Below are 16,410 nucleotides of genomic sequence, written 5' to 3' on the forward strand. Positions count from 1 at the left end.
CACCTACTGTGGGAGCGGGCTTGCTCGCGATGCAGGCGATGCGGTCGGCCAGCCAAATCGAGGCGATGCAATCGCGAGCAAGCCCGCTCCCACAAATTAAAGCCCGCGCCACTCAGGTCGATAACCCCGTATTGCTGCCCCTCAACAGAAGGTTTTTATGTCATCTAACAATGCCCGCGCAGATTCACTTTCGCTTCTGCTGTTCACGCTGCGCAGCGGCAAGCTGATGGCGATCAACCTGCTCAAAGTCAGCGAGATCATTCCCTGCCCGCCGCTGACCAAAATGCCCGAGTCGCACCCCAACGTGAAAGGCATTGCGGTATTGCGCGGCGCCCCGCTGTCGGTGATCGACCTGAGCCGCGCCATCGGTGAGCAACCGCTGCTCGACCCTGACGGTGGCTGCCTGATCGTGACCGATGTCAGCCGCTCCAAGCAGGGCCTGCACGTGCAGGCCGTGAGCAAAATCGTGCATTGCCTGAGCACCGATATCCGCCCGCCACCCTATGGCTCCGGCCGACGCTCGTACATCACCGGGGTCACCCAGGTCGATGGCGTGCTGGTGCAGGTGCTGGACATCGAAAAAGTGATTCACGGCATCACCCCCGCCAAGGTTGAAGCCAATGGCGGCACCCTCAGCCGCGAAGACACCAGGCTGCTGGCCAACGCACGGATTCTGGTGGTGGATGACAGCCAGGTGGCGCTGCAACAATCGGTGATTACCCTGCGCAACCTGGGCCTGCACTGCCACACGGCGCGCAGTGCCAAGGAAGCCATCGAGCGCCTGCTGGAGCTGCAGGGCACTGAAAATCAGATCAATGTGCTGGTGTCCGATATCGAAATGTCCGAAATGGACGGCTACGCCTTTACCCGCACCGTGCGTGATACCCCGGACTTTGCGCACCTGTACGTGTTGCTGCACACCTCGCTCAACAGTTCGATGAACAGTGAAAAGGCACGACTGGCCGGGGCCAACGCGGTGCTCACCAAGTTTTCCTCACCGGAACTGACCCAGTGCCTGATCCTGGCCGCCCGCACCGTTGCCGAGCAAGGTTACTGAGCGCCATGAGCACGCATTGCCTGTTGCTGCGCAAAGACCTGACCGGCCCGCTGACAGCCGCACACTGGCCTGCGGATGTCAGCCTTGTGGCGCTGAGCGATGAGTTGCTGCAACCGGTGCATGCCTTGCTCTGCCAGGGTTACAGCGATGGCAGCGGCAGTATCGAATCCCTGGAGGACTGGCGTCACAACCTGCTGCACGATGCCGAATTCGACCCGCAGTTGTGCTTTATCGCAATGCGCTCAGGCATCGTGGTGGGGGTTGCACAAGGCTGGACCAGCGCTTATCTGAAGGACTTGGTGGTGCATGCCCGGCACCAGGGCCAAGGCATTGGCCGGGCGCTGCTGACCCGGGTGTTTGAGGTGTACGCACAACGCGGTGAGCCCTGTGTTGACCTGAAGGTCATGGAGGGCAACACCACGGCCCGTCGTCTGTACGAGCGGGCCGGGATGGTTCAGGTGCAGCGCATCGAGCTATGAATCAGCGCTTGCCCATGGTTTTGCGGGTGCCGTGTGGCGGTGCGCCGGGGGTTGTGTCGTGGCCGCCGAGACCGCTCTTCTGGTAGTAGGCCTTGCCCTGGGACTTGGCCTTGGCAAACTCGGATGGCTTGAACGGGAAAGTGAACGCTGGAATTACCGGCTTTTTCGGGGTCTCCAGATTGGTTTCATTTTCAACCAGTTCAGTGCCCGGGGCATCAGGAGCCGTCGATTGTGTAGGAGTAGTCATGAAAGCTCCGAAATTCGGTAAAAAGTCAGGCCAAGTGGCGCAATGCCGCGCAGTATACCTGTGCGCCCGCGGTGCGTTGCACTCACTGGTCGTAAAAAATCATCAATCTTGCACCCACTGAAATGGCCTGAAGGGTGTTTCTCGCAGAGCTAGCTGTCAGCAATGTCAGTTAGCCGTCACCGTACTGACCGGGTCAGCGCGCTATAACGGATAGATCAGCCCACAGTCCACGCACACGGCGTATATACGGCATGCCCAATAAAACCCAAAAAATCTTGCTGGGCGCGCTTGTGATTGCCCTGATCGGTGGCTGCCTCTGGTGGCTCAATCGCACCGTTCCAGGCATTGCCGCAGGTGGCGCACCGGTGCCGGTACGGGTTGTTCAGGTGCTGGAGCAGGATGTCCCGCGCTATGTCAGCGGGATTGGCGCAGTGTTGTCGCTGCACAGCGTGACGATCCGCCCGCAGATCGACGGCATCCTCACGGCCATACAGGTCGAGGAAGGCCAGACGGTCAAGGCCGGCGACCTGCTGGCGACCCTGGATGACCGTTCGATCAAGGCCAGCCTCGATCAGGCCAGGGCCCAGCTGGGGCAAAATCAGGCGCTGCTGCAAGTCGCTCTGGTCAACCTCAAGCGCTACCAGTTGTTGAGCGTGGACGACGGCGTATCCAAACAGACCCTCGACCAGCAACAGGCGCTGGTCAACCAGCTCAAGGCTACGGCCCAGGGCGATCAGGCCGCAATCACGGCGGCGCAGGTGCAGTTGTCATATACGCAAATCCACTCTCCGGTCACTGGCCGTGTGGGGATTCGCGCAGTGGATGCGGGTAACTTTTTGCGGGTCAGCGATGCCCAGGGGCTGTTCTCCGTAACCCAGATAGACCCTGTCGCCGTGGAGTTTTCGCTACCCCAGCAACAGTTGCCCACCTTGCACGACTTGCTCGAAGCCACGGAGCCGGCCCGGGTCAAAGCCTTTATCGGCAACCCCGGCAGCAGCGGCACGCCGTTGGGCGAAGGACGCTTGAGCCTGATCGACAATCAGGTGTCGGCGACCACCGGAACGATCAAGGTCAAGGCCCGGTTTGACAACCCCAAACAGATGCTATGGCCCGGCCAGCTGGTCAATGTCGAGATCCAGACCGGGCTCACGAAGAACGCGCTGGTGGTGCCGCCCCAGGTGGTGCAGCGCGGGCTGGACAACTATTTCGTATACCGGGTGAACGGCGACCACGTCGAAACAGTGCCCGTGCAACTGGTCTATCAGGACACCCAACAAAGCATCATCACCGGGGTCAAGCCCGGCGACACACTGGTCAGCGATGGCCAGTCGCGACTCAAACCGGGGTCGCGGGTTGAAGTGCTGGGTGAGCCGCCCGCCGCTCAGGTGCAGCCATGAACCGCAGCCGTTCAGTGTCCGCCTGGTGCGTCGACCACCCGGTCGCCACGGTGCTGCTGACCTTCGCCCTGGTGCTGGTGGGGCTGATTGCCTTCCCGCGCCTGCCCATCGCGCCCTTGCCCGAAGCCGAGTTCCCGACCATCCAGGTGTCGGCGCAACTGCCCGGCGCCAGCCCGGACACCATGGCGTCATCGGTGGCAACGCCCCTGGAGGTGCAATTCAGCGCCATCCCCGGCATGACCCAGATGACGTCCAGCAGCGCACTGGGCTCCACCACCCTGACCCTGCAATTCACCCTGAACAAAAGCATCGATACCGCCGCGCAAGAAGTGCAGGCGGCGATCAACACCGCGTCCGGCAAACTGCCCAAGGACATGCCGACCCTGCCGACCTGGAAGAAGGTCAACCCGGCCGACAGCCCGGTGCTGATCCTGAGCATCAGCTCCCTGCACATGCCCGGCACTGAACTGAGCGATTACGTCGAGACCCTGCTGGCGCGCCAGATCAGCCAGATCGACGGCGTGGGCCTGATCAACATCACCGGCCAGCAACGCCCGGCAATCCGGGTCCAGGCCTCGGCCGACAAGCTGGCCGCCATTGGCCTGACCCTGAGCGACATCCGCCTGGCGATCCAGCAAACCAGCCTCAACCTGGCCAAGGGTGCGCTGTACGGCCCATCGAGCATTTCCACCCTGTCCACCAACGATCAGTTGTTTGACGCCGATGAGTACGGGCAGTTGATCATCTCGTACAAAGACGGCGCTCCCGTGCAGCTGCGTGACGTGGCGCGAGTGGTCAACGGTGCCGAGAACGACTACGTACAAGCCTGGTCCGGGCATCAGCCGGGACTCAACCTGGTGATATCCCGTCAGCCGGGAGCCAATATCGTTGAAACCGTGGACCGTATCCAGGCCGCCCTGCCCGGCCTGCAAGCCATGCTCCCGGCTTCGGTTGAAGTGACCGTGCTGAGCGACCGGACCAAAACCATCCGCGCCTCGCTCCATGAAGTGGAAATCACCCTGCTGATTGCCGTACTGCTGGTGGTCGCGGTGATGGCGCTGTTTTTGCGCCAATGGTCCGCCACGCTGATTGTGTCGGCGGTACTGGGCGTGTCGCTGATCGCCAGTTTTGCGTTGATGTACGTACTGGGTTTCAGCCTCAACAACCTGACGCTGGTGGCGATTGTGGTGGCCGTGGGGTTTGTGGTCGATGATGCGATCGTGGTGGTGGAGAACATTCACCGCCACCTGGAAGCCGGCGAAAGCATGCGCGATGCGGCGATCAAGGGCTCCAGCGAGATTGGCTTCACCGTGGTGTCCATCAGCTTGTCGCTGGTGGCGGCGTTTATCCCGCTGCTGTTCATGGGCGGGGTGGTCGGGCGGCTGTTCAAGGAGTTCGCCCTGACTGCGACCTCGACCATCCTGATTTCGGTCGTGGTGTCGCTGACCCTCGCCCCGACCCTCGCCGCGCTGTTCATGCGCTCCCCTGTGCATAAAGCCGATGCCCGGCCCGGCTTTGGCGAACGCTTGCTGGCACTGTATGAAAAGGGCTTGAAACGGGCCCTGGCCCACCAGCGCCTGATGCTGGGGGTTTTCGGCGTGACGCTGGCCATGGCCATCGCCGGCTATGTATTGATCCCCAAAGGCTTCTTCCCGGTACAAGACACCGGCTTCGTGCTTGGCACCAGCGAAGCGGCGTCGGATATCTCGTTCCCGGACATGATGCAAAAGCATCTGGCGCTGGCCAAAATCGTCAGTGACGACCCTGCCGTGCAGGCGTTTTCCCATTCGGTGGGTGTGACCGGCAGCAACCAGACCATCGCCAACGGCCGGTTCTGGATTGCCCTCAAGGACCGGGGGGATCGCGATGTGTCGGCCAGTCAGTTTATCGACCGGATTCGCCCGCAACTGGCCAAGGTCCCGGGCATCGTGCTGTACCTGCGCGCCGGGCAGGACATCAACCTCAGTTCAGGGCCAAGCCGCAGCCAGTATCAATATGTGCTCAAGAGCAACGACGGACCGACGCTCACCACCTGGACCCAGCGCCTGACCGAAAAGCTGCGTACCAACCCGGCATTTCGCGACTTGTCCAACGACCTGCAACTGGGCGGCAGCATCACCCACCTCAGCATCGACCGTAACGCCGCGGCCCGCTTCGGCCTCACCGCCACCGATGTCGATGAGGCGCTGTACGACGCGTTTGGCCAGCGTCAGGTCAATGAGTTCCAGACCGAGACCAATCAGTACAACGTGATCCTGGAAGTGGACGCACAACAGCGCGGCAAGGCCGAGAGCCTGAACTACTTCTATCTGCGCTCGCCGCTGACCGGGGACATGGTGCCGCTGTCGGCCGTGGCCAGGGTCGATGCGCCCACCAGCGGGCCCCTTTCAATCAGCCATGACGGCATGTTCCCGGCCGCCAATCTGTCATTCAACCTCGCCCCCGGCGTGGCCCTGGGCGATGCGGTACTGATGCTCAATCAGGCGAAAAACGAAATCGGCATGCCGAGCACCATCAGCGGCAACTTCCAGGGTGCCGCCCAGGCGTTCCAGAGCTCGCTGGCCAGCCAGCCGTGGCTGATCCTGGCGGCACTGGTCGCGGTTTACATCATTCTGGGGGTGCTCTATGAAAGCTTTGTGCACCCGCTGACCATCATTTCGACCCTGCCATCGGCAGGGGTCGGGGCGCTATTGATGCTGTGGATCTGCGGCCAGGACTTTTCGATCATGGCGCTGATAGGGCTGGTGCTGCTGATCGGTATCGTCAAGAAGAACGGCATCCTGATGATCGACTTTGCCCTCGATGCCCAGCGCAACCGCGGTTTGAGCCCCGAAGAGGCCATCTACCAGGCGTGCATTACGCGGTTCCGGCCCATCATCATGACCACCCTCGCCGCCCTGCTTGGCGCCCTGCCGCTGATGCTCGGCTACGGCACCGGCGCCGAACTGCGCCAGCCACTGGGGATTGCCGTGGTGGGCGGGTTGCTGGTGAGCCAGGCGCTGACGCTGTTTACCACGCCAGTCATATACTTGTGGCTTGAACGGTTATTCCATCGTTCCAAACCCGTCAGTGTGCTGACGACGAATCACTGAGGCGGGTTATGCGCGTTCTGATTATTGAAGATGAAGAGAAAACCGCCGACTACCTGCACCGCGGCCTGACCGAGCAGGGTTATACGGTGGATGTGGCCCGGGACGGGATCGAAGGTTTGCACCTGGCGATGGAGAGCGATTACGCGGTGATCGTGCTCGATGTGATGCTCCCGGGGCTCGACGGCTTTGGCGTACTGCGGGCCCTGCGCGCGCGCAAGCAAACCCCGGTGATCATGCTCACCGCCCGCGAGCGGGTCGAAGACCGCATTCGCGGTTTGCGCGAAGGTGCCGACGATTACCTGGGCAAGCCGTTTTCGTTTCTGGAGCTGGTGGCCCGTCTGCAGGCCTTGACCCGCCGCAGCGGTGGCCACGAGCCGGTGCAAGTGACGGTGGATGACCTGTGGATTGACCTGATCAGCCGCAAGGCCAGTCGCGCCGGCGCCCGTCTTGACCTGACCGCCAAGGAGTTTTCACTGCTCAGCGTGCTGGCGCGGCGTCAGGGTGAAATCCTCTCCAAAACCGCCATCGCCGAGATGGTCTGGGACATCAATTTCGACAGCGACGCCAACGTGGTCGAAGTCGCAATCAAACGGCTGCGGGCCAAGCTCGACGGGCCGTTCGAACACAAGCTGCTGCACACCATTCGCGGCATGGGTTATGTGCTGGAGCGGCGCGGTGTTTAAGCGGCCCAAACACCTGGACTCCATCGCCTTGCGCTTGAGCGCGATGTTTACCCTGGTGGCGTTGCTGGTCTTTGTGTTGATCGGCGGTGCGCTGTACCAGCAGGTCGACAAAAGCATCGGCCGTCTGCCCGAAGCAGAGCTGGAAGCCCGATACAGCGTGCTTGAGTCTTCGATAAACCGCTACGGCAACCCCGAACACTGGGCCAAGATGAGCACCAAGCTCAAACTGCTCAGTGAAGAAGACAAGCGCATCCGGTTTTGGGCCATCAGCCCGGACCCCGCCTATGAATACGGCAACCCCGAGGCCCGGGTCCGCGAGCTTGCCCAAGGGCAGACCGGCGTGCAGGACGTGCAGTTACCCGGCCAGGCGTACCCGTTCAAGGTGCTGATCAGCGAGGTACCGGCCAAGGAACAACGCCCGGCGCTGCGCTTTGTGATCGGCATCGATACCCGGACCTTCCGCCAGACCCAGCACCACTTGCTGATTGCCCTCATCAGCCTGGCGACAATCGGCGTGTTGCTGGCCTCGGCGCTGGGCTACTGGGTGGCGCGGATCGGCCTCAAGCCGCTGATCAAGTTGTCTGAAGAAGCGCAAAAACTGGCCCCGCCGCGGTTGTCCGGGCGCTTGCACCTTGCGCCACTGGCGCCGGAGCTGGACCAGTTAGTCAGCGCCTTTAACTCGACTCTGGACCGGGTCGAGCAGGCCTATACCCGACTGGAATCATTCAATGCCGACGTGGCCCACGAACTGCGCTCGCCCCTGACCAACCTGATTGGCCAGACCCAGGTTGCACTGACCCGCGGGCGTTCGGCCGAGCATTACTTCGAGGTGCTGCAATCCAACCTTGAAGAGCTGGAGCGGCTGCGCAACATCATCAATGACATGCTGTTTCTGGCCAGTGCCGACCAGGGCAGCAAGGCCAGCAAACTGACCCGCGCCTCCCTGGCGGACGAAGTGAAAACGACCCTGGACTACCTGGAGTTCATCCTTGAGGACGCACAAGTACAGGTGCGGGTCAGTGGCGACGCTGAAGTCAGTATCGAAAAGCCTCACCTGCGCCGGGCGCTGATCAACTTGCTGAACAACGCCGTGCAGCACACCGCTGCCGGGCAATCCATCGACGTACTGATCGCCCGCACCCCCGAAGGCGTGACCGTCAGCATCAGCAACCCGGGCCAGCCGATTGCCGCCGAGCATCTGCCGCGCTTGTTCGAGCGTTTCTATCGCGTGGACGCCTCGCGCCACAACAGCGGTGCCAATCACGGGCTGGGGCTGGCAATCGTCAAGGCCATCGCGCAAATGCATGGAGGAGAAGTGTTTGTGCATAGCGGCGGCGGGCGCAATACATTCGGGTTGTACTTGCCGACGTGACCCTGTGGGAGCGGGCTTGCTCGCGATGGCATCGCCTTGATTGACCTGGCTGACCGAGGCGTCTGCATCGCGAGCAAGCCCGCTCCCACAGGGGGATGCGTCTAGCCAGCGGCTCACAGCATTTGTTACCTAAAACGCAAAAGTCCTTGTCCAAAACAAGGCTTTTTCGCCACCTCGCACCGCTATAGATTTAGCCCATCACACACAACTTGCTCAGCAAGAAGGTCTTTGAAATGTCCACCAGTATGGGTATGGCTAGCGTTTTCGTTTTGTCGTCTTTGTTGTTGTCGCCCTTGGCCATGGCGGAAGAATCCCCTGCATTCGTCGCACAAAATGCGGCTCGCGCAGCTTCTTTTGAACAGAACCAGGCAGAGCTGACGGCACGTCACCAAAACGACGCCAAGTCCCAGCAAACACAGGCCAAAGCCAACGTTTCGGATGAAGCGAAAGACAGCTGATCCAACGCCTTCAGACTTCCCGACCCAGTCAGTCCCATGCCACGCATGTGACTGATTGTTTCAAAAGCCGCTATCATAGCGGCTTTTTTTTGTTTAAAAAAAAAGCACTGCCTCTTTGTAGTGCGATCAAACAAGAACTGTTTTTTTGATCAAAATAACAACTGCCGCCACTTTCAAGGAGCAACTCACTGGTGAAGTACTCACTAAAACTCAGTCCGTTATTCATTGCCCTGGCTGCAACGATCCCCACTTACGCCCATGCAGGTGACGAAGCCTCAAAAGACGGCTTTATCGAAGGCTCAAGCCTGAAAGTCAACGCCCGCAATTACTACATGAACCACGACATCCGCAGCCCCCATGCAGAGGACAGCAAAGAGTGGGGGCAAGGTTTTATCGGCAAATTCGAGTCGGGCTTCACCCAGGGCACGGTCGGCTTCGGTCTGGATGCGTACGCCCTGCTCGGGCTCAAACTCGATGGCGGCGGGGGCACGGATGGCAGCAGCATCCTGCCGGTCAGTGATGGCAACGGCAAAGCGCCAACCGCATTCTCCTCAGCCGGGGCGGCGCTGAAAATGCGGGCGTTCGATACCGAGCTCAAGGCGGGCGACATGTTCCTGACAAACCCGGTGATTGCCGGCGGTGAGTCGCGCATGCTGCCGCAGACCTTCCGCGGCGTCAGCCTGACCAATAACAGCTTCGAGGGCTGGATGTTCGAAGGCGGCCAGGTCAGCTTCGAGAAACCGTACAACCAGAGTGGCATGCGCCGCCTGACCACCACTTACGGCGATCTGGGCGACCAGAGCAGCAAGCACATCACCTGGGCCGGGGTATCGTGGAGCGGTGTACCCGAGATCACCAGCAATCTGTATGCAGCCCAATTGCAAGACATCTGGAACCAGTACTACTACGACCTGGATTACACCTATGCGCTGAGCGACAGCATCAGCCTGAACCCCGGCCTGCACTTCTATCACACCCAGGACACCGGCAAGGCGCTGCTGGGGGACATCGACAACAACACCTTCAGCCTGCACTTTGCAGTCGGCGTGGACGGGCACAAGGTGACGGCGGTTTACCAGCGGGTCAACGGCAACACGCCCTTTGACTACCTCTACCAGGGCGACAGCGTTTACCTCGACAACTCACAGCAGTACTCGGACTTCAACGGCCCGAACGAGCGCTCCTGGAAGCTGCAATACGAATATGACTTTGCCGGGATCGGCATCGCCGGCCTGACGGGCAGTGCCTCGTACTCACGCGGGGAGCTGGATCTGACCAAGGCTGATTCCAACAGCATCGGCTACAGCAACTGGTACAACCCCGAGGGCAAGAACGCCCACCACTGGGAGCGCGACCTGGGGCTCAAATACGTGATCCAGGAAGGCAAGGCCAAGGACCTGGCGGTGAGTCTGCGCTGGGCCACGAACCGCGGAAATACCGCGTACCAGAGCGTTGACAACGATGTCGATGAGTATCGGGTGATCGTCGACTATCCTATTGATGTGTTTTAATCCGTGACCATAAGGCCAGCTTTTTAGCTGGCCTTATCTCTGTAAGGCGACACCTTATGGCTGGGCACGATTCGTATCTGTGAGGGTAAGGCCATTCCATTCTCCACGCGAACACACATCATCACTCGGCGCAGGCTGGTCGGGGCCAGCGCCCTCTCGGTGGTTGCCATTCTCAGCATCGTTGGCTATTTACTGGTCCGGGAGTACCGCAACACTGAAGAGGATGCTGCACGCTCGGCCCTGAACATCGTGCAACTGATCAGCCGTGATATCCGCAACACCCTCTCGATCTATGACTCCGCGCTCATCAACCTGGTCAATCTGGTGCAAAGCCAGGCACTGGCCTCGCTCTCACCACAGACGCAACAGCCATTGCTCTTCGACAGAGCCTCCGAGGCGCCGTCCAATGCCGGGTTCTTTGTGCTGGATGCCAAGGGCAAGCTGATTGCCAGCTCTCGCCCGGGCACACCCTCACTGGACAATGCCAGCCAGCAACCCTGGTTCAAGGCTCATAGCAAGGTGCAAAGCGACAAGATTTTCATCAGCCGCCCCGTCCTCACCAATCAGTCCACCAATGACTGGACCCTGCTGCTGAGCCGAAGAATCTCTGCCCCGGACGGCTCGTTCGGGGGCGTTGTCGTGGCCCAGATGAGAATGGCCTACTTCCAGAACCTGTTCCGCGGCCTGGACCTGGGACCAACCGGCAACATCAGCCTGGTCAGTACGGACGGCATCTTGCTGATTCAGTACCCGGCGACCGACAAAACCTTTACCGGTCAGGACCTGAGTGAGCGGCCGATCTTTTTGCGCTTTCTCAATGAGCGCTATGGCAGCTTTACCGCCATGTCCGGGCTCTATCACCTGGAGCGGCTGTACAACTTTGCCCAGATCAGCGACTTGCCCATGGTGGTCGTGGTTGCCTTGTCGACCGAGCATATTTTCAGCAACTGGCGCCACACCGCCGCCCTGATCGGCACTGCAACCCTGCTGCTGTGCCTGGGCATGCTGTGGCTCACCTGGATGCTGACGCGCGAGCTGCGCCTGCGCCAACAGGCCGAACGCGAACTTGCCGCCCTGGCTGCAACCGACCCGCTGACCGGGCTGGCCAATCGCCGGATGCTGGACACCACCCTGGATCTGGAATGGCGGCGCGCACAACGCTCCGGCGCGCCGCTGTCGCTGATGATGATTGATATCGACCACTTCAAGGCCTTCAACGACAACTACGGCCACCAGGCCGGAGACGAGGCCCTGCGCCAGGTGGCGCAGCAGATCAAGGCTCATGTCCGCCGCCCCGCCGACCTGGCCGCTCGCTATGGGGGCGAAGAGTTTGCCGTGGTCCTCACAGAAACCGATGCGGCGGGCACCCGGCTGCTGGCGGAGAAAATTCGGGCAGCTGTCGAGCAGATGGAGCCTGCCAACCCGCATACCACCAGGCTCACGGTCAGCGTGGGCACCTGTTCCCGCTACGCCAAGCCCGGTGACAACCAGGAAGAACTGCTCAGCACCGCCGACAGGGCCCTTTATCAGGCCAAGAAACGTGGGCGCAATCGGGTCATGGACATCAATGAAACCGGGCTTAACGCGCTAAAAACCAAACCCGCGCCATAAAAAAAGGCCACCCGGAGGTGGCCTTCAAAAACTAGAGAAAGAAGTTTTACTTAAACTGCCGCAACCGGACGCATGTACGAGATCGGTGCAGTGCTGGCATCTTCAAAGGTCACGACTTCCCACGCATCGGTCTGCTCAAGCAGCTTGCGAATCAGCTGGTTGTTCAGTGCATGGCCAGACTTGAAGCCCTTGAACTCACCAATCAGGCTGTTGCCCAACAGGTAGAGGTCGCCAATGGCGTCGAGGATCTTGTGCTTCACGAATTCGTCTTCATAGCGAAGGCCGTCTTCGTTCAGTACACCATCCGCATCGACCACGATCGCGTTTTCAACGCTACCGCCGAGTGCGAGGTTGTGCTTGCGCAGGTACTCGATATCACTCATGAAACCAAAAGTACGCGCGCGGCTGACTTCTTTTACAAACGAAGTGCTTGAGAAATCCACGGTTGCGCTTTGGGTGCGATTACGGAAAACCGGGTGATCGAAATCGATCTCGAAGCTCACCTTGAAGCCTTCGAAAGGGACGAAAGTGGCGCGCTTGTCGCCATCTTCCACTGTCACTTCACGCAGGATACGGATGAACTTCTTCGGCGCGTCCTGTTCTTCCAGGCCGGCAGATTGAATCAGGAACACGAAAGGTCCGGCGCTACCGTCCATAATCGGGACTTCAGACGCGGAGAGTTCGACGTAGGCGTTATCGATCCCCAGGCCAGCCATGGCCGAGAGCAAGTGCTCTACCGTGTCTACTTTTACGTCGCCGTTGACCAACGTGGTCGACATCGTTGTCTCGCCGACGTTTTCCGCGCGGGCAGGAATCTGCACAACAGGGTCAAGGTCTGCACGACAAAACACGATGCCGGTATCCACAGGAGCAGGCTTAAGGGTCAGGTAGACCTTTTCACCGGAGTGCAGGCCGACACCTGTGGCACGGATAATATTTTTCAGGGTGCGTTGCTTAATCATGGCATTGGCCGCTTCAGCGCAAATTGCGAATAGGTATCAACAAAGGCTGGGGATAATAGCAGACCGAGCCTTTGCTGAATACCAATCACCTTAATCCCCCTGATTGACATCATTAATCAGCCTGTCGACGCAGGAAAGCCGGGATGTCCAGGTAGTCCAGATCGTCTTGAGGATTGAGCTTGGCAGCGGTCGTCGCGCCTTGCTGGGCCTGATTACGCATCACAGTCGGGCGGTCCAGATCACGGTAGTTGACCACCGGTTGTTCCTGACGCTCGGTACGGGCTTCCTGACGAGCAGTAGCGCTGTGTGCCGAAGAGGCGGCGTACGAAGTTTGAACGCTGTTGTCGATAACCTTGACCGGCTTCTCGATTTTTGCGCCCAGACCGGTCGCAACCACGGTCACATGCAGTTCGTCGCGCATGTCCGGATCGATAACGGTACCGACCTTGACCATCGCGTGCTCGGAAGCGAAGGCTTCGATGATGCTACCCACGTCGGAGTACTCACCCAGGGACAGGTCAGGACCGGCGGTGATGTTTACCAGGATGCCGCGAGCGCCTTCCAGGTTCACGTCTTCAAGCAACGGGTTGCGAATGGCCGCTTCGGTCGCTTCACGTGCACGGTTCGGACCGCTGGCGCAGCCAGTGCCCATCATCGCCATGCCCATTTCGCTCATCACGGTACGCACGTCGGCAAAGTCGACGTTGATCATGCCCGGACGCTTGATGATGTCGGAGATACCGCGAACGGCACCCGCCAGCACGTCATCGGCCTTGGCGAAAGCCGACAGCAGGCTTGCGTCCTTGCCGAGGATGGTCAGCAGTTTTTCGTTCGGAATCGTGATCAACGAATCGACGCTTTCGGACAGCAGACGAATACCTTCGTCAGCGATCTGCATGCGCTTGCGACCTTCGAACGGGAACGGACGAGTCACCACCGCAACGGTGAGAATCCCCATTTCCTTGGCCACTTCGGCAATGATCGGCGCAGCACCGGTACCGGTACCACCGCCCATGCCCGTGGTGATGAACACCATATTGGTGCCCTGCAACACTTCCGCGATGCGCTCGCGGTCTTCCAGAGCGGCCTGACGACCGACCTCAGGATTCGCGCCGGCACCCAGGCCCTTGGTCACACCGGTACCCAATTGCAGGATGGTACGGGCGCCGATGCTTTTCAGCGCTTGTGCGTCAGTGTTGGCGCAGATGAATTCCACACCTTCGATGTTGCTCTTAACCATATGGTTAACAGCATTGCCACCGCCACCACCCACACCGATAACCTTGATTACCGGGCTTTGCGGGATGTTGTCTACGAGTTCGAACATGGTCCCTCTCCTTTCAGTTCTCTAGTTTTTTTCGCCTACTTCTACTGCTTTGAATCTGTTACCGCTCAAGCCTTAAAAGTTGCCCTGGACCCAGCGCTTAAGGCGCTCAAGCACAGGGGCTTTTTGTTCGTCACTGCTGTAGTTGTCGCGGTTGCTGATACCCGATATGGAGATACCGTCTGACTGCTTTTGCAGCCCGTACAGCAACAAGCCCACAGCGGTGGAGTAAATCGGATTGCGCACAACGTCGGTCAAGCCCTTGAAGCTGTGCGGCACGCCCAGACGGACCGGCATGTGGAAGATCTCTTCGGCCAGTTCGACCGCACCTTCCATCTTCGAAGTACCGCCAGTCAGGACGATGCCTGCCGGGATCAGATCTTCGTAGCCGCTGCGACGCAGCTCTGCCTGAATCAGGGTGAACAGCTCGTCGTAACGCGGCTCGACCACTTCGGCCAATGCCTGACGGGACAGCTCACGCGGTGGACGATCGCCCACGCTTGGCACCTTGATGGTTTCGCCGGCGCCAGCCAGTTTGGCCAGTGCACAGGCGTAACGAATCTTGATTTCTTCGGCGTACTGGGTCGGTGTACGCAGCGCCATTGCGATGTCGTTGGTCACCTGATCACCCGCAATCGGGATCACCGCCGTGTGGCGAATGGCGCCCTCGGTGAAGATCGCGATGTCGGTAGTACCGCCGCCGATGTCAACCAGGCATACGCCCAGTTCTTTTTCGTCATCGGTCAGTACCGAGTAAGCCGATGCCAGTTGCTCGAGGATGATGTCGTCCACCTCAAGCCCACAGCGGCGTACGCACTTCTCGATGTTCTGTGCCGCATTCACCGCGCAGGTCACTACGTGCACCTTGGCTTCCAGACGTACGCCCGACATGCCCAGTGGCTCGCGAACGCCTTCCTGGTTGTCGATCACGTAGTCCTGGGCCAGGGTGTGAAGTACACGCTGGTCAGCCGGAATCGCGACAGCCTGGGCGGCATCGAGGACGCGCTCAAGGTCGGCCGAGCTGACTTCACGGTCCCGAATCGCCACGATGCCGTGGGAGTTCAGGCTGCGAATGTGATTACCGGCCACACCGACAAACGCCGAGTGGATCCGGCAACCGGCCATCAGCTGCGCTTCTTCGATGGCGCGCTGGATCGATTGCACGGTGGACTCGATGTTCACCACCACGCCTTTCTTCAGGCCACGGGACGGATGCGTGCCAATACCGACGATTTCGATTGTGCCGTCTTCCCCGACCTCGCCCACCAGCGCCACCACTTTGGAGGTGCCGATATCGAGACCGACGATCATTTTCCCGCTTTGCACGTTTGCCATGGGTCCTGCCTCTTCTTAATTCTTCGCGACAGCGGGTTGGGCTATCGTGGGTGCCACAGGTTCCCGCCAGCCGACGGCCAATCCGTTGGCATAACGCAAATCGATGCGCGCTATGTTTGTAATCTGTTCTTTCAACGTTTTTTCATAGATGGCTATGAAGCGACGCATCTTCTCTACCAGGTGATCGCGTCCCAACAGCAACTCGATCCCGGGTCCTGCACTGCCGGCTCCGGTGGTCAGGAACCAGCTGCCGCGCTCACGCAATTCCAGCCGGGCAATGGAGAAGCCCATCGGACGCAGCATCTGGCTCAACACCTGATACTGCTGCATCACTTGCTGCTGGGCCCGTTGTGGGCCAAACAGCTGCGGCAAATGTTCGTAGTTGGCCAACTCGCGGGGCGTAAACGCCTGCCCCTGGTTGTTCAACAATGCCTCGTCGCCCCAACGGGCAACCGGCAGTTGCTCTTCAAGGCGAATCACCACCTGGTCCGGCCATACCCGACGTACTTCGGCGTGGGCGATCCAGGGCATTTGCTCAAGCTCGGTGCGCATGCCTGCCAGGTCGACCGTGAAGAAACTCGCCGCCGCATACGGGGCGATGCGCTGCTGTACGGCTTGCTGGCTGATATAAGTCAGATCACCCTGCACATTGATGTTGGTGATCGGCCGATCGGCATAAGGCAGCAAACGCTGCGCACCTTCGTAGGTGCCATACCCCAGCGCAACCAGCAGCACCGGCCAGAACAACGCCTTCAAAAAGCCGAAATTGGCTTTTGGCAAACGCCCCGACATCGGTTCTTTCGCCACCATCCTGCTGGCGCCACGCGGCACCGGCTTGCGGCCGGGAGCGGGTGGTTGATGACGAAGCGATGCGCCTTGCAT

The 16,410-nt window shown here is 60.1% G+C and carries 14 protein-coding genes; 9 read left to right on the forward strand and 5 right to left on the reverse strand.

Annotated features, from left to right (window positions below; all coding sequences use genetic code 11):
* Positions 1-157 precede the first annotated feature (157 nt).
* Together ACZRMS_RS22950 and ACZRMS_RS22955 are read left to right on the forward strand one after the other, a co-directional pair.
* A complete protein-coding gene (locus ACZRMS_RS22950; RefSeq protein ID WP_463997210.1) occupies positions 158-1,057 on the forward strand; it encodes a chemotaxis protein CheW in 900 nt (299 codons plus the stop codon).
* 5 nt (positions 1,058-1,062) lie between these two features.
* Positions 1,063-1,536: a GNAT family N-acetyltransferase gene (locus ACZRMS_RS22955; protein WP_463997211.1), complete on the forward strand. Its 474-nt coding sequence runs from the start codon at positions 1,063-1,065 to the stop codon at positions 1,534-1,536.
* A 1-nt stretch (position 1,537) separates the two neighbouring features.
* Here ACZRMS_RS22955 and ACZRMS_RS22960 read toward each other — a convergent pair whose 3' ends face one another.
* The gene (locus ACZRMS_RS22960; protein ID WP_463997212.1) at positions 1,538-1,783 is read right to left on the reverse strand and encodes a hypothetical protein; all 246 of its coding nucleotides are present in this window, start codon (positions 1,781-1,783) and stop codon (positions 1,538-1,540) included.
* Between the two features lie 251 nt (positions 1,784-2,034).
* On the opposite strand from ACZRMS_RS22960, the gene ACZRMS_RS22965 reads away from it, so the two are divergent.
* The 7 genes from ACZRMS_RS22965 (at position 2,035) to ACZRMS_RS22995 (ending at position 11,907) form a co-directional block, all read left to right on the forward strand.
* Positions 2,035-3,180 carry an efflux RND transporter periplasmic adaptor subunit gene (locus ACZRMS_RS22965; RefSeq protein WP_463997213.1) on the forward strand — a complete coding sequence of 382 codons (1,146 nt, stop codon included), beginning with the start codon at positions 2,035-2,037 and terminating at the stop codon, positions 3,178-3,180.
* Complete coding sequence (locus ACZRMS_RS22970; protein WP_463997214.1) at positions 3,177-6,272, forward strand: multidrug efflux RND transporter permease subunit; 3,096 nt, start codon at positions 3,177-3,179, stop codon at positions 6,270-6,272. The genes ACZRMS_RS22965 and ACZRMS_RS22970 overlap by 4 nt, the downstream gene beginning before the upstream one ends.
* A gap of 8 nt (positions 6,273-6,280) precedes the next feature.
* Positions 6,281-6,955 (forward strand): heavy metal response regulator transcription factor, encoded by a 675-nt coding sequence (locus ACZRMS_RS22975; protein WP_019823773.1) that lies wholly within the window; start codon positions 6,281-6,283, stop codon positions 6,953-6,955.
* Positions 6,930-8,327 (forward strand): heavy metal sensor histidine kinase, encoded by a 1,398-nt coding sequence (locus ACZRMS_RS22980; RefSeq protein ID WP_463997215.1) that lies wholly within the window; start codon positions 6,930-6,932, stop codon positions 8,325-8,327. Before ACZRMS_RS22975 ends, ACZRMS_RS22980 begins: the two co-directional genes overlap by 26 nt.
* Positions 8,328-8,560: 233 nt before the next feature.
* Positions 8,561-8,785 carry a hypothetical protein gene (locus tag ACZRMS_RS22985; RefSeq protein ID WP_463997216.1) on the forward strand — a complete coding sequence of 75 codons (225 nt, stop codon included), beginning with the start codon at positions 8,561-8,563 and terminating at the stop codon, positions 8,783-8,785.
* 191 nt (positions 8,786-8,976) lie between these two features.
* Positions 8,977-10,296: an OprD family porin gene (locus ACZRMS_RS22990; protein ID WP_463997217.1), complete on the forward strand. Its 1,320-nt coding sequence runs from the start codon at positions 8,977-8,979 to the stop codon at positions 10,294-10,296.
* Positions 10,297-10,455: 159 nt separating this feature from the next.
* The gene (locus ACZRMS_RS22995; RefSeq protein ID WP_463997218.1) at positions 10,456-11,907 is read left to right on the forward strand and encodes a diguanylate cyclase; all 1,452 of its coding nucleotides are present in this window, start codon (positions 10,456-10,458) and stop codon (positions 11,905-11,907) included.
* A gap of 50 nt (positions 11,908-11,957) precedes the next feature.
* Here the strand turns inward: ACZRMS_RS22995 and lpxC are convergent, their stop codons facing one another.
* From lpxC to ACZRMS_RS23015, 4 genes are all read right to left on the reverse strand, one after another.
* Positions 11,958-12,869 carry a UDP-3-O-acyl-N-acetylglucosamine deacetylase gene (gene lpxC / locus ACZRMS_RS23000; RefSeq protein WP_019823785.1) on the reverse strand — a complete coding sequence of 304 codons (912 nt, stop codon included), beginning with the start codon at positions 12,867-12,869 and terminating at the stop codon, positions 11,958-11,960.
* 112 nt (positions 12,870-12,981) lie between these two features.
* A complete protein-coding gene (ftsZ, locus tag ACZRMS_RS23005) occupies positions 12,982-14,196 on the reverse strand; it encodes a cell division protein FtsZ (RefSeq protein ID WP_048359159.1) in 1,215 nt (404 codons plus the stop codon).
* Between the two features lie 72 nt (positions 14,197-14,268).
* Positions 14,269-15,528 carry a cell division protein FtsA gene (gene ftsA / locus ACZRMS_RS23010; RefSeq protein ID WP_326398459.1) on the reverse strand — a complete coding sequence of 420 codons (1,260 nt, stop codon included), beginning with the start codon at positions 15,526-15,528 and terminating at the stop codon, positions 14,269-14,271.
* 15 nt (positions 15,529-15,543) lie between these two features.
* A complete protein-coding gene (locus ACZRMS_RS23015) occupies positions 15,544-16,410 on the reverse strand; it encodes a cell division protein FtsQ/DivIB (protein ID WP_463997219.1) in 867 nt (288 codons plus the stop codon).

Source organism: Pseudomonas sp. B424 (assembly GCF_055408345.1).